This window comes from Aquitalea sp. S1-19, assembly GCF_024343515.1.
This window is the reverse complement of record NZ_RJTZ01000094.1, coordinates 1-12,821: the sequence shown is the minus strand read 5'-3', so window position 1 is coordinate 12,821 and position 12,821 is coordinate 1. Positions and strand designations below refer to the sequence as shown.

The following is a 12,821-nucleotide window of genomic DNA, read 5'->3' as shown; positions in this document are numbered from 1 at the left end:
GGTGGTGAAAGGAGAGGATTTCGGCAAGATGCCGGAAAAAGAAACCGAGGTGCACGCCGAAACGCTGATGGCACTGCGCAACAGCATTACCAAACAGCACCCGGCGCTAGAGGTGGAGTGCTATCTGATGGCACTGGATGGCAGCGTCGAGCACATCATACCGGCCTGAATAAGCCCGCCTTGGAAAAGGCGATGTTCCAGTTGTAAGTTGGTGACTTTGATTTCGGGTTTTGTGTCCGCTGCGCGGACATATTTGAGCTTGCCGCTTCCGCGCGGCAAACGGGGTTGGGCTGCTGACGCATAAGCGTCGCTCATCGCGGACAGCGAGCGCCAACTTGTGTGGGACATAGCCTCAGAAAAGCCCAGGTCGCATCACGCCAACGTCGCCGACATACAACACCAGGCCATAATCCGGGGCATAGCGTGCGGCGACATGGGTGGCGATGGCATCGGCCACCTCCGCATCGCAAATCACCTCGACGCGGATATTGCGGTCGAAGCTCCATGCCGCCCGCTTCACGCCGTAATGGCCGCCGCCGCGCGCATCGATCACGGTATAGCCCTGCGCGCCCAGACGCTGGATGTCGCGCGTCAATGGCGCTTCCAGCACGGCTTCACACACAATGGTCAGCAGCTTTTTAGGGTGGTAATCCATCTTATGCGCCCCAGAAATAGCACGTCACAGCCCAGTAAAGCGGGATGCCGGCGAGCAGGTTAAACGGAAAGGTCAGGCCCAGACTGGCCGCCAGCGAGAGTGCCGGATTGGCCTCGGGCACCGCGATACGCATGGCCGCTGGCGCGGCAATATAACTGGACGACGCTGCCAGCACGGCCAAGAGAAAAGCTCCGCCGACAGACAGTCCCAACAATGAAGCGACCCCCAGTCCCAGCAGCGAAAACAGCAAGGGCACCAGCAGGGCAAAGGCCCCGATAAACAGACCCGAACGGCGCAACTCGCCCAGACGGCTGGCGGTAATCAGGCCCATTTCCAGCAGGAACAGCGACAACACCGGCTTGAACAGGTCGAAATACAAGGGCGACAGGCTCTTGATGCCGCTCTCACCCGCGATCCAGCCGATAAGCAGGCCACCAGCGAGCAAGACCACACTCTTGCCCAGCAGCACCTCATGCGCCAGCCGTCCCCAGGCCACCCGATGCCCGCCACCGACGCGCGCCAGCATCACCCCGACAATCAGCGCCGGCATCTCCATCACCGCGAGAAACAACGTCAGCTGCGGCTCGTAAGACACGCCCTGACGCGCCAGAAAGCTGGTGCCTACGGCAAAAGTCACCACACTGACCGAGCCGTAGTGCGCCGCGATCGAGGCCGCATCGGCACGGGCCAGCTTGAAGCGCAGCAAGGCAAACGCCAGGATGGTGAGCGCCACACCCAGCGCCACCACGGCACGGCCTTCTACCTGCGGCAAATCCTCGGCCGACACCATGTCTTCCGGCTTGTCGCCGGTCAGATGGTTGGGCACCACGTCTTTCAGTTTGTCGAACCAGAAGTTGGAGATCGCGGTCAGTATCTGGCCCTTGGCCGGAATCGGATCATCCAGAATCACATCGAACGCCGACAGACGGTCGGTGGCAATCATCAGGATGCGCTTGTCGTCGATTTCGTACAGGTCGCGCACCTTGCCGGAGTAGATTTTTTTCAGGCTATTGAGATGGGTGGTGGTGATGCCGGTCATGAATTTTTCCAGATAAAGAAAAGGCGAAGCCTTATGGCTTCGCCTGATGAATCAGAGTGTGTCTTTCAGCGCCTCGGCCTGCTCCAGCGCCGCGTCGGCCGTAGCTGCCATCACGTTGAAGTGGCCCATCTTGCGGCCCTTGCGCGCCTCGCGCTTGCCGTACAGATAAAGCTGCGCATTCGGCGCCTCGGCCAGCACATTCCACTTGGGCTCGCTGCCATCTTCGCCCCACACATCGCCCAACAGGTTGACCATGACGACCGGGGTCATCAGTTCGGTCGAACCCGGCAACAGGCCGCATAGCGCGCGCACTTGCTGCTGGAACTGGTCGGTGACGCAGGCGGTCAGCGTGTAGTGGCCGGAATTGTGCGGACGCGGCGCGATCTCGTTGACCACCAGCGTGTCGTCGCCCAGCACAAAGAATTCGACGGCCAGCACGCCAACGTAATCCAGTTCGTCAGCCAGACGCTGCGCCATCGTTTGCGCGGATGCCGCCAAGCCGGCAGCAATGCGCGCCGGCACGATGGACACATCGAGGATACCGTTCGCGTGGCGGTTTTCCGCCAGCGGGAATACCGCCATCTGGCTGGCGCTGGTACGGGTAACGATGGCCGACACCTCAAGCTTGAGGTCCAGCATCTTCTCTAGCACGCAGGCGACGCCCAGGTCGGCGAAGGCGGCACGCGCCTCGGCCTGTTCGGCATAACTGAACAACAGGTCGGGCGTACGGTGGGCGGAGACTACGCGCGTCTCGAATGCGACCCCGAATTCCTTGAGTACGCGAGCGGCGTTCTGCATCACGTCCCAATCACTATTACTACCCATTACGATGCCGACTTCGATCATGGCGCTTTATGCCCGTGCAAAGAGGAAGTGGGCAATTTTACCTGATCAGGGATGCAGGCCGGAACACTTTATTATTTCGACATGAAAGGATGGATGAAGAAGAACGGGAGTGGGGAGTAGTGAGTGCCGCGCCCTACTCCCTACTCCCCGCGCCTCACATCGTCGTCAGCTGCTGCTTGGCCTTGGCGGCGGCATCCGAGTTCGGGTAGAGCTTGATCAGCTTTTTCAGCGTGATGCGCGCCTGGTCGACCTGCTCCAGCTCGCGCTGGGCATTGGCCACATTGCGCAGTGCATCCGGTGCCTTGGGGTGGCGCGGGTTTTCATCGGCGAAGCGGCGCTGGATGTCGATGGCCGCATCGTATTGACGCAAGGCGGTATGGGCGACGCCGCGCCAGTAGGTGGCGTCCAGCGCCTGCGGTGCATTGGGGTTGCTGTCGGCAAAGGCTTTCAGTGCAACCACGGCCTGGGCAAAGTCGCGTTTGCGTAGCGGTGACAGCGCCTGATCGAACGCCTGCTGGACCGCGTCGACGCTTTCCGCCGGCGCTGCGGCATTACTGCTTGCCGGCTCGGTACTGCGCCCGCCTTCGAAACGGCCCAGACGCTGGTCGATGTCGGCATACAGATCATTCTGGCGCTTTTCCAGCACGCCGATCTTGTACTGCAGCATCTCGTTGTCGCCGCGCAGCTTGGCGACCTCGGCCTGCATGCCGTCCACCCGGCTGACCATTTCCAGCAGGCGCTCGTTACTGATGCGCGACTCGATCTGGGAGAGGCGTGCGGTGGCCTGGCGGTTGACCTGATCCAGCTGGGCGCGGGTCTGTTCCAGATCCGAGGTACTGGCACATGCCCCCAGCAGCAATGAACAGGACAGCAGGGTCATACGGCTTGCAAACATGGTTTCTCCGGCTAAAACGGGGCCGGCTTCTGCCGGCTCATCAATCGGGTTTTGCCTCAGGATACACGACTTCTACCGCCGCCTTGCCCTCAGGGCGGGCCACCAGGCTGTCACGCTGCCACTGCGCGGGTGCGACACCCGCCTGCCCCAGCGCGGCGGAGGCAGCATCGAGGCGCTGGCCGATTTCGGCACTTGTGCCCGCGCCATGGGCGCGCAGCAATACCTGTACCTTGGGGTGATGCTTCAGGCAATCGGCGTGCGCCTGCAGCTTGACGCGCTCGGCATCGGTAAACGGATAGTAAATCATGCGTAATGGCGCGCCCGGGCAATACTGCGGCGCGCTAAACCCCAGCACCGGCCCCGGCCCCATCAGCGCCAGATTCGGCCGGGGAGGCACAGGTTCCAGCTCCTCATGGGCAGGGGGCGCGGTGGTACAGCCTAAAAGCAAGGCGGTAAAGCCTGCAGACAGCAAGATACGGCTAGACATGGCGTGCTCCTGTGGATAAAACCCCGCCAACAGCTGACGGTGTTTTATCCAGCATAGGCAAAGGCAGCCAACAACACTGCCGGAGCCCGGCACTCAGACCTTATTGGCCGTAAGACACATCGGCGCGACGGTTTTCGGCATAGTCAGCCGGGCTCGAGCCTTCGGCACGCGGTTTTTCCTTGCCATAGCTGACTGCTTCGAGCTGGGCATCTTTCACGCCCAGCACTTCCAGCGACTGCTTCACGCTTTCGGCGCGGCGCTGGCCCAGACCCAGGTTGTACTCGCGGCTGCCGCGGGCATCGGTATTACCCTGAATCTGCACTTTTTGCTGGGCATTCTGCTTGAGGAATTCGGCGTGGGCGGCCACCTTGGCTTGCTGATCAGCCTTGACTGCATTGGAGTCGAAGTCGAAGTAGATGCTTTCACCGGCCAGGCGGGTACGCTCGGCCTGCATGCGGGCCTGAGCGGCAGCCTGCGCCGCAGCCTGGGCGTCAACCACCGGTGCAACAGGCGCAACCACAACCGGCTGGGCCGGCTCGGCCACAACAGCCGCCGGCGGCTGGGTGCTGGAGCAGGCGGCAAACAGGGATACCACGGCAGAAGCCATCAAGACACGTTTGAACATGAAACTCTCCTGAATGTGAGGAAAAACAAAACACGCCTCACGGGTTGAATGGGCCCCAAGCGGGATCCTGAACTTCTCCGTCTATCACGCCGAGCCGCACCTTGCTGGTGCCGTCGGGCGAGCTGGCCCACAGCACACTACGCCCGCCCTGCTCGCTGGCAAACAGCACCATGCGGCCATTGGGCGCAAAGCTGGGCGACTCGCCAAAACTCTCGTCACTGACTACGCGCGCGTCGCCCGTGGCCAGATCCTGCACCACCACGCGGAAACGCCCACCCTCGCGGCGCATATAGGTGACGGACTTGCCATCCGGCGCAAAGCGCGGCGACACATTGTATGCACCCTGCCAACTGATGCGCTTCGCCGCGCCACCAGCAACCGGCTGCAGATAGATCTGCGGGCCGCCGGCGCGGTCCGAGGTAAAGACGATCTGGCTGCCATCGGGGCTGAAATCGGGCTCGGTATCGATGGCGTCGCTCTGGGTCAGGCGGCGCGGCGCACCGCCATTGGCGTCCAGCAAATAAATCTGCGAATTGCCGCTGGAGGTCAGCACCACCGCCAGACGGCTGCCATCCGGGCTCCACGCCGGTGCCGAATTGCTGCCCTTGAAGTTGGCAACCATTTTACGCTGGCCCGAAACCAGATCCTGCACCCACACCACCGGCTTCTGGGTTTCAAACGAGACATAAGCCAGCTTGCGCCCATCCGGGCTCCACGCCGGCGAAATGATCGGCTCTTTCGAGCGCAGAATGGTACGCGCCTGCTGGCCGGCCACATCGGCCACCTGCAGCTGATAGCTGGTGCGCCCCTGCTTCAGCACATAGGCGATGCGGCTATTGAAGAAGCTCTTTTCGCCAAATAGCGCCTGATAGACCTGATCGGCGATCTGATGGCCGACTTCACGCAAGGCGGCAGGCGGCACATCAAATTCGCCCTGCGCCAGCGTCTTTTTCGGCGCGAGCTGTTCCAGATAAAACGTCACCCGGCTGTTGCCGCCCTCGCCCGGGCTCACACTGCCGGCCAGCACCGCATTGGCACTGAGCGCGCGCCAGGTCGCGACATTGACCGCGTTAGGCGTAGCGACCGTCATGGCCGGGTTGGGTGGGTTGATGATATTGACCAGACCGGTCAACGCCAGATCCTGCTTCACCACTGTCGTCACCACCTGGCCACCCGCTTCACCGGCCAAGGCCGGCACCGCCAGCGGATAGCGGTTGGCACCGCCGCCGACAATATCCACCGTCAGCTCGGCCTGTGCCAGCGCCGGAGCCAGACACGCCAGCAGGGTCAGGGTCAGTCGTATGCGCTTTATCATCGTTTTATCCTTCAATCATGCGGGCGGAACTTCAGCGTGTATTCGCGAAAATCGGCAAAACGGGCACCAGCAGGCAAAGGCGGGAAGGTACGTGCCTGCCAGACCGCGTCCTGCACCGCACGGTCGTAAGCGGCGTTACCGCTGGATTTCACCAGCGCCACGGCGCGGACTTCCAGCGTCGGCAGCAGACTGACCTTAAGCACGGCCTCGGGATTGCCGCTCATGCCGGGCGGCACCATCACATAAGGACGGATACGCCCGCGCACCTTGTCCAGATAGCCCGCATCCGCGCCCGCCCGGCCCTGGGCCGAGCCACCGACGATGCCGCTCTTGCCACCTTTTTGCGTCACGCTGCCCTGACCGCTACCGGCCGGACCGCCCAAATCGCCAAGAAAATCATCGGCCACATTGCCATGTTTGGCAGCCGGCTTGGCCGCGGGGGCAGGCTTGGCGGGCGGCTTGCCAGCCTGCGGCTGCGGCTTGGGTTCAGGCTTGGGTTCAGGCTTGGCCGGCACCGGCTTGGCGGGTTCAGGCTTAGGCTTGTCTTTGGCTGCCGCCAGCTTCACCTCGGCATCAAACGACGGCGTCGGTGCTGGTGGCGTGACAACTTTGGCAGGCGTCACCGGTGCAGGCGGCGCGTGCTTGGGCACGACAGGCGGTGCCACACTTGGCGCCTTGCCGCTGCCGCCGCCGGCCCATAGCTCCACCGACAAGGGCACTTCAGCCGGCACCACCGCATCCGGTGCCATACGCAGCAAAAGCGCCGCCAGCACCCCCACATGCAGCAGGACGGACAGCCCCAATCCGCGGCTGCGCCAGCCCTTATTCATGTCATGCATCACGCGCTACTGCCCCTGACGCACGGTCAGCGCCACGCGGGTGATGCCGTCCTGATACAGACGGTCGGCAATCTTCACCACATCGCTGTACTTGGCATTCTGGTCGGCCGAAATCGCCACCGGCCGGCCACCCGTTGTCAGCGGCAAGATGGCCGCCACCAGCGCGTCCAGCGAATCCACCGCATGGGTCTTGCCATCCAGAGCCCAGGCATAGCGCCCCGTCGCGTCATACTGCACCTCGACCGGAGATTGCTCGACCTGCGCTGCACGGCTGACGCTGGGTACGTCGATTACGCCGGGCGTAAACATGGGGGCGGTCACCATAAAGATCACCAGCAGCACCAGCATCACATCGATATACGGCACCACATTCATCTGATTGACGAGACGGCGGGGTTTGCGATTCAGCATGAGGATAGCTTCGACAGTAGTTTTATAAAGACTGCATCCGGTTAAACAAAGTTCAACGACGAATCAATAAGGTTACACCATCGCCCAAGGGCAAGACGCACAGATCAAAACGGGGATCCTGCTTAAGCGCAGCATTGAAGTCGTGCATCAGCTGCACGCTAGGCGGGTCATCCGCCTGTGGCGTCACCACCCGGCCGGACAGGAAGATATTGTCCACTGCGATAATGCCGCCCTTGCGTACCAGTCGCGCACAGGCATCCAGATACGCAGGGTAAGACGGCTTGTCGGCATCGATAAAGGCAAGATCAAATTCGCCCGCGCGCCCCTCGTCCAGCAAGCCTTTCAGGGTATCCAGCGCCAGCCCCAGCCGCAAATCGATACGATCGGCGACGCCGGCCTTTTCCCAATGCGCTCGCCCGATGGCGGTAAAGTCGGCGCGCACATCACACGCCACCACACGCCCGTCGTCAGGCATGGACAAAGCCACCGCCAGCGTGCTGTAACCGGTAAAAACGCCGATTTCCAGATAGCGGCGCACGCCGGTCAAACGCGCCAGCCAGCCCATAAACTGCCCCTGTTCGGGGGCGATCTGCATCTTGGCAAAGCGCAGGCTGGCGGTGGCGTCGCGCAGTTCGCGCAATACCGGATGCTCGCTGACGCCGATGGCCAGCAGGTAGTCGTGCAGGGGTTCGTCAAGCGCCAAGGTTCGGCTGGTCATAACTTGCTCACAAAAAACGAAACGCCCGCAACGGGCGTTTGACTGAAATCATGCGCCGTTCAATCCGGCTGGTAAACGTAAGGCTTTTGCGGCACACGCGCCTCTTTCCAGCGACGCGCATCGTCCGGATTCTGCTCGCGATCCCACCAGGTCAGACGCAGTTCACGGCGCTCGGTATCGACTTCTGGATGCTCGGCCAGAAAGCCGTTCATAAAGCGGGTAAATTCGGATTGGTACATCTTGTTGTTCTCCGTTTGTTGTGCGCGGATTGTAACCGAAAACCCGCGCTGCAACATGACACCAGAGCAGAGGGTTGCATGCTTGCGACAGCCTTGGGTCAAGGCACGACGCAGGCTGCGCGCAGCGTTTGAGCACGCCGGCAGGCTCTGGGCTAAAATGCGCAGCCATCTACCCCCGCAAGGACACCGCATGACCCCGACCGAACGCCAGATGCTGGCCGATTTTCTCGTCCATCCCGAGCACGAGGGGCGCGCCATGAATATGGCGATGCTGGAAGGCTATCTCGCGGCACTGGTCATCGGGCCGTCGACGGTGGCGCCATCCCTGTGGTTTGCCCGGGTGTGGGATCACGAACACGGCAAACAGGCGCCGGTGTTCGACAGCATGGACGAGGCCAACGCGATACTGGGCAGCCTGATTGCCTGCAACAACGAAGTTTCCGCGCAGTTTGCCAGCGACCCGGCCGGCTTCCTGCCCCTGTTTGCCGAAGATGCGACGGCCAGTGCCGATGACTGGGGCAAGGGCTTTTATCTGGCCATGGGCTTTGCCCGCACCGAATGGGCGCGGCTGATGAGCGAGCATCCGGCCTGGTTCCAGCCGCTCTTGCAGCCGGCGACACCCGCCGATGCAGCCAAAAGCAGCGCGGCGCTGGCCAAGATCCATACCTTCTGGCAGCACGGCCATCCGGCACGCGCACCGCAAGAACCGCAACGCCGCGTCGATAGCAAGATCAGCCGCAATGATCCCTGCCCCTGCGGCTCGGGCAAAAAATTCAAGAAGTGCTGTGGATAAAAAGTCTGGAAACAGGCGGTTTGTGGATAAAAACATGGGTTTGGGCACGGCCAAGGCGGGAAAGTTTGTGCATGGTCAATACCGGATACGCGGCGTTCTGCCAGAATGGTTTGCTTTCTCAAGCATTCCGGCATTTCCAAACTCATGCAATATTCGATTCAAGGCCTGCGCAATCTGATTAGCGAGGCACATTTCTGCTATGACCTGCCTAGCGACCCTGCCCTGCAGACGCCCGAGGCGCTGTCGCGCCTGGGGCAGGAGTTACTGCAAGCACTCGCCGACGCCAAGGCCCAGCTGCTGCAGGCCCGGCTCAACAGCCCCTTGCTGTAAACACCCGCCGCGCTACAGCAGCGGCGACACCAGATTGGACATGCCTTCCTTCAGCCGTGCCGCCATACCGCGCTGCCGCCAGGCCGCGGCATCAAGCAAGACGGCATCCGCCTCATACGACTGCTGCAAGGCCACCAGCGCGCGGGTAAAACTCTCGTCCAGCACCAGCAGCATCAGTTCGAAGTTCAGATGCAGGCTGCGCGTATCGAGGTTGACGGTACCGAACAGGGACAGGGTGTCATCCACGGTGATGCTTTTGGTGTGCAAAAGTCCGCCACGGTACTGCATGACCCGCACACCGGCCGCCAGCAGATCGTCGAAGTACCAGCGGCTGGCGTATTGCACCAGACGCGAGTCGTTCTTTTCCGGCAGCAACAAGCGCACTTCCACCCCGCGCAGTGCCGCATTTTGCAGCGCCAGCGACAAGGCGTCGCCCGGCACAAAGTAGGGTGTGGTCAGCAGCAGGCGGGAGTGGGCACGGTTGACCGCCTCCAGAATCAGCCGCAGATTGACGCCGCGATCAAAACCCGGCCCCGAGGGCACCACCTGCACCACCGACAGCGGCGCTCCGGCCTCTGCCTGCGCCGCCAGAGCGCCAAGCGGCGGCTCGCCGGTCTGCAGCATCCAGTCATAGGCGAATACCGCCCGCAAACCATCCAGCGCCGGCCCGGCGATGCGCACCATGGCATCCACCCACTCGCCCACTCCGGCGTCCTGCTTGAAGTAACGCGGGTCGACCAGATTGAGACTGCCGGTATAACCGGCACTGTCGTCAATCAGCGCAATCTTGCGGTGCAGGCGCAAATCGGCACGCACAAACGGCATCTGCCATGCCCTGACCGTCATCGCCGCCTCGACCCTAACACCGGCGGCACGCAAGCGCGCAGCCCCCGGCCCGGCCAGATAGACCTTGGAACCCATGGCATCCAGCAACACACGGCAGCGCACGCCGCGCGCGGCTGCCGCCGCCAGCGCCGCCTCGACTTCATCGGCCTCGCCGCCTGCGTTCCAGATATAAAACGCCAGATCCACGCTGGTGTGCGCCGTAGCAATGTCGCAGGCCAGCGCATGCAAAATGGCCCGCGTCTCGCTCATCAGCGTCAGCGCATTTCCTGCGCGCGCAGGCAGATGGGTGATGCGTTCGGCCAATACCGCCATGGCTTCAAAATCGCGGCTAGCCTCGCTCCCCGCCAGCAAAGGGGCAGAGCCTGGCAACTGCCAGCCGCGAAAGCGCAGGGTAAAATCCTGCACCCGCTCGCGCCGCGAGCGCCCGATCGGTCGCTCGCCCACCAGCAGATACAGGACAAAGCCGCCAAAAGGCACGGCCAGCGTCACCAGTATCCAGGCAAAACTGGAGCCGGGCGGATGGCGCGTCAGCATCACCCGCAGCGCCACACCGACCACCAAAAATGCGTCCAGCACAATGATGGCGATGCTGATCCAGCTCCAGTCTTCCATACTCCGCTCCTTGTCTTGGCTACAGCAAGTCTAGTGCTGGAGCACAGGGGCTGCCGCTAGCGGTCAGGATGATAGGACTTGCCCAGCGACAAGGGCTGGTTGAGCAAGATGGTGCGCGGATTGCGGCAGATCAGCACCAGCACGGCAATAGTCGCCAGATAAGGCAGCATGGACAAAAACTCGGACGGAATGGCCAGACCCAGCGCCTGCGCATGAAACTGCAATACGGTCATGCCGCCAAACAGCCACGCCCCCAGCAACACCCGCTCCGGACGCCAGGTGGCAAACACCACCAGCGCCAGCGCGATCCAGCCGCGCCCGGCCGTCATGCCCTCCACCCACATCGGCGTATTCACCAGCGACAGGAAAGCGCCGCCCAGACCCGCCATCGCCCCGCCGAACAGCACGGCAAGATAGCGGATGCGGCGCACCGGATAGCCAATGGCGTCAGCCACCGCCGGCTTTTCCCCGACCGCACGCAACAGCAGGCCGGCTCGGCTCTTGTTCAGAAACCACCACAGGCCGCCACACAGCACAAAAGCCAGCAGCGTTATCGGGTCGAGACCGAACAACAGTGGCTCGACCCCTTTGACCACGCCGCCCACATAAGGCTGGCCGACAAAAGCCGCCAGACCGACGCCGAACAGGGTCAATGCCAGACCGGTCGCCACCTGGTTGGTCATCAGATGCAGGGTCAGCACGCCAAACAGCAAGGACAGGGCGCAGCCGGAGAGCATGGCAACGCCGAATGCCAAAAGCGGGCTGCCACTATGGCTCATGGTGGCAAAAGCAGCCACGGCACCAACCAGCATCATGCCTTCGACCCCCAGATTAAGCACACCGCTGCGCTCGGTCACCAGCTCGCCCAGCGCAGCCAGCATCAAGGGGGTTGCAGCACTGGCGGTGGACAAGAGCAGCGCCAGAATCAGGCCTTCATTCATCGGGTCGCCTCCTTGAGTACGGCAGCAGGGGCGCGCTCGCTACGGCGCACGCGGTAATGGATAAACAGATCGGCGGCCAGAAGATAAAACAGCAACAGACCCTGGAACAAACCGGTGATGGCAGCCGGCAAACCCAGCTCCATCTGCGCGGTCTCTCCCCCCAGATACAGAAGCGACATCAGCAGGCTGGCCAGCAAGGCGCCAAGCGGATTAAGGCGGCCGACAAAGGCGACAATAATCGCGGCAAAACCGTAGCCGGGCGACACCGAAGGCTGCAACTGCCCCAGCGGCCCCGCCACTTCAGCCACACCGGCAAGCCCGGCAAAACCGCCGGAAATCAGCATGGCGATCCAGACATTGCGCCGCTCGCCAAAGCCGGCATAGCGCGCCGCCGCCGGCGCCTGCCCGGCCACCGTCAGGCGAAAGCCCAGCCAGCTCTTGCTTAAAAACAGCCAGATCAGCCCAACCAGCATGAGCGCCAGCACGCCGGCAACGGTGACCCGCATCTCGGGATGCAAGAGCGGCAAAATGGCGGCTTCGTGGAACATGCGCGACTGCGGAAAATTGAAGCCTTCCGGGTCACGCCACGGGCCATTGACCAGAAAGCGCAGCCCCAGCCCGGCCACATACACCAGCATCAGGCTGACCAGAATCTCGTTAGTGTGAAAACGGGTACGCAGCAAGGCCGGCAATGCCGCCCACGCCATACCGCCTGCGACACCGGCCACCAGCATGGCCGGCATGAGCCACGATGCGCTGACATCGGGAAAAGCCAGCGCCACACCACCGCCGGCAATCGCGCCCATCACCAACTGGCCTTCGGCGCCGATATTCCACACATTGGCGCGGTAGGCGATCAACAGGCCCAGCGAGCACAGCAACAGCGGCGTCGCCTTGAGCAGCCACTCGCCCACGCCGTAAAGCGTGGTCAACGGCTGCACGAAAAACACATAAAACGCCTTGAGTGCCGGCTGACCCAAAAGAGTAAACAGCACAAAGCCGGAGGCCAGCATCAAGAGCGCGGCAATCAGCGGCGACAGCAGGCGCATGGTCGCCGAGGGCACAGGGCGGGTTTCAAGCTGGAACATGGCTGTCCTTCTCGCTAAAGTCGCCGCTCATCCAGCGGCCTATCAATTCCACACTGGCGTCAGCCGTGGCAATCGCCGGCGACAGACGGCCATCGGCCAGCACCGCGATGCGGTCGCAGATCATAAAGAGCTCGTCCAGCTC

General features: G+C 62.5%; 15 protein-coding genes and 2 pseudogenes. 2 read left to right on the top strand and 15 right to left on the bottom strand.

Going from position 1 to position 12,821, the window contains the following annotated elements; all coding sequences use genetic code 11:
* Positions 1-352: 352 nt before the first annotated feature.
* From EGI20_RS13490 to EGI20_RS13435, 12 genes and pseudogenes are all read right to left on the bottom strand, one after another.
* Complete coding sequence (locus tag EGI20_RS13490) at positions 353-655, bottom strand: P-II family nitrogen regulator (RefSeq protein ID WP_124736224.1); 303 nt, start codon at positions 653-655, stop codon at positions 353-355.
* 1 nt (position 656) lies between these two features.
* Positions 657-1,694 carry a sodium-dependent bicarbonate transport family permease gene (locus tag EGI20_RS13485; protein ID WP_498632085.1) on the bottom strand — a complete coding sequence of 346 codons (1,038 nt, stop codon included), beginning with the start codon at positions 1,692-1,694 and terminating at the stop codon, positions 657-659.
* Positions 1,695-1,745: 51 nt separating this feature from the next.
* Positions 1,746-1,940, bottom strand: a pseudogene (locus tag EGI20_RS13480) (5-(carboxyamino)imidazole ribonucleotide synthase); the annotation flags it as partial.
* An 87-nt stretch (positions 1,941-2,027) separates the two neighbouring features.
* Positions 2,028-2,540 (bottom strand): annotated as a pseudogene (locus tag EGI20_RS13475) (ATP-grasp domain-containing protein); the annotation flags it as partial.
* Positions 2,541-2,694: 154 nt separating this feature from the next.
* Positions 2,695-3,435 carry a tol-pal system protein YbgF gene (ybgF, locus tag EGI20_RS13470; protein WP_498632083.1) on the bottom strand — a complete coding sequence of 247 codons (741 nt, stop codon included), beginning with the start codon at positions 3,433-3,435 and terminating at the stop codon, positions 2,695-2,697.
* Positions 3,436-3,475: 40 nt separating this feature from the next.
* Positions 3,476-3,922 (bottom strand): hypothetical protein, encoded by a 447-nt coding sequence (locus EGI20_RS13465; protein WP_498632082.1) that lies wholly within the window; start codon positions 3,920-3,922, stop codon positions 3,476-3,478.
* A gap of 100 nt (positions 3,923-4,022) precedes the next feature.
* Positions 4,023-4,547 (bottom strand): peptidoglycan-associated lipoprotein Pal, encoded by a 525-nt coding sequence (gene pal / locus EGI20_RS13460; protein WP_124736231.1) that lies wholly within the window; start codon positions 4,545-4,547, stop codon positions 4,023-4,025.
* Between the two features lie 37 nt (positions 4,548-4,584).
* Positions 4,585-5,862: a Tol-Pal system beta propeller repeat protein TolB gene (gene tolB / locus EGI20_RS13455; protein ID WP_498632080.1), complete on the bottom strand. Its 1,278-nt coding sequence runs from the start codon at positions 5,860-5,862 to the stop codon at positions 4,585-4,587.
* Positions 5,863-5,873: 11 nt separating this feature from the next.
* Positions 5,874-6,701, bottom strand: coding sequence for an energy transducer TonB (locus tag EGI20_RS13450; RefSeq protein WP_498632079.1), 828 nt, complete (start codon positions 6,699-6,701; stop codon positions 5,874-5,876).
* Positions 6,702-6,707: 6 nt separating this feature from the next.
* A complete protein-coding gene (locus EGI20_RS13445) occupies positions 6,708-7,112 on the bottom strand; it encodes a biopolymer transporter ExbD (protein ID WP_124736234.1) in 405 nt (134 codons plus the stop codon).
* A 52-nt stretch (positions 7,113-7,164) separates the two neighbouring features.
* A complete protein-coding gene (locus EGI20_RS13440) occupies positions 7,165-7,830 on the bottom strand; it encodes a class I SAM-dependent methyltransferase (RefSeq protein WP_498632078.1) in 666 nt (221 codons plus the stop codon).
* Between the two features lie 59 nt (positions 7,831-7,889).
* A complete protein-coding gene (locus tag EGI20_RS13435) occupies positions 7,890-8,069 on the bottom strand; it encodes a DUF3460 family protein (RefSeq protein ID WP_124736236.1) in 180 nt (59 codons plus the stop codon).
* A gap of 190 nt (positions 8,070-8,259) precedes the next feature.
* On the opposite strand from EGI20_RS13435, the gene EGI20_RS13430 reads away from it, so the two are divergent.
* Both EGI20_RS13430 and EGI20_RS13425 read left to right on the top strand, forming a co-directional pair.
* Complete coding sequence (locus EGI20_RS13430; protein WP_498632077.1) at positions 8,260-8,862, top strand: UPF0149 family protein; 603 nt, start codon at positions 8,260-8,262, stop codon at positions 8,860-8,862.
* Positions 8,863-9,006: 144 nt separating this feature from the next.
* Positions 9,007-9,192, top strand: a complete 186-nt coding sequence (locus tag EGI20_RS13425; protein ID WP_124736238.1) for a hypothetical protein — start codon at positions 9,007-9,009, stop codon at positions 9,190-9,192.
* 12 nt (positions 9,193-9,204) lie between these two features.
* On the opposite strand, the gene cls is transcribed toward EGI20_RS13425, so the two are convergent.
* From cls to EGI20_RS13410, 3 genes are read right to left on the bottom strand one after another with little or no spacing between them, the layout of a single operon-like run.
* On the bottom strand, positions 9,205-10,650 hold the full coding sequence (gene cls, locus EGI20_RS13420) for a cardiolipin synthase (protein WP_498632075.1): 1,446 nt from the start codon (positions 10,648-10,650) through the stop codon (positions 9,205-9,207).
* Between the two features lie 56 nt (positions 10,651-10,706).
* Positions 10,707-11,591 carry an ABC transporter permease gene (locus EGI20_RS13415; protein WP_498632073.1) on the bottom strand — a complete coding sequence of 295 codons (885 nt, stop codon included), beginning with the start codon at positions 11,589-11,591 and terminating at the stop codon, positions 10,707-10,709.
* Entirely contained in the window at positions 11,588-12,679 is a 1,092-nt protein-coding gene (locus EGI20_RS13410; RefSeq protein ID WP_124736241.1) for an ABC transporter permease, read from the bottom strand. Before EGI20_RS13410 ends, EGI20_RS13415 begins: the two co-directional genes overlap by 4 nt.
* Positions 12,680-12,821: the final 142 nt, after the last annotated feature.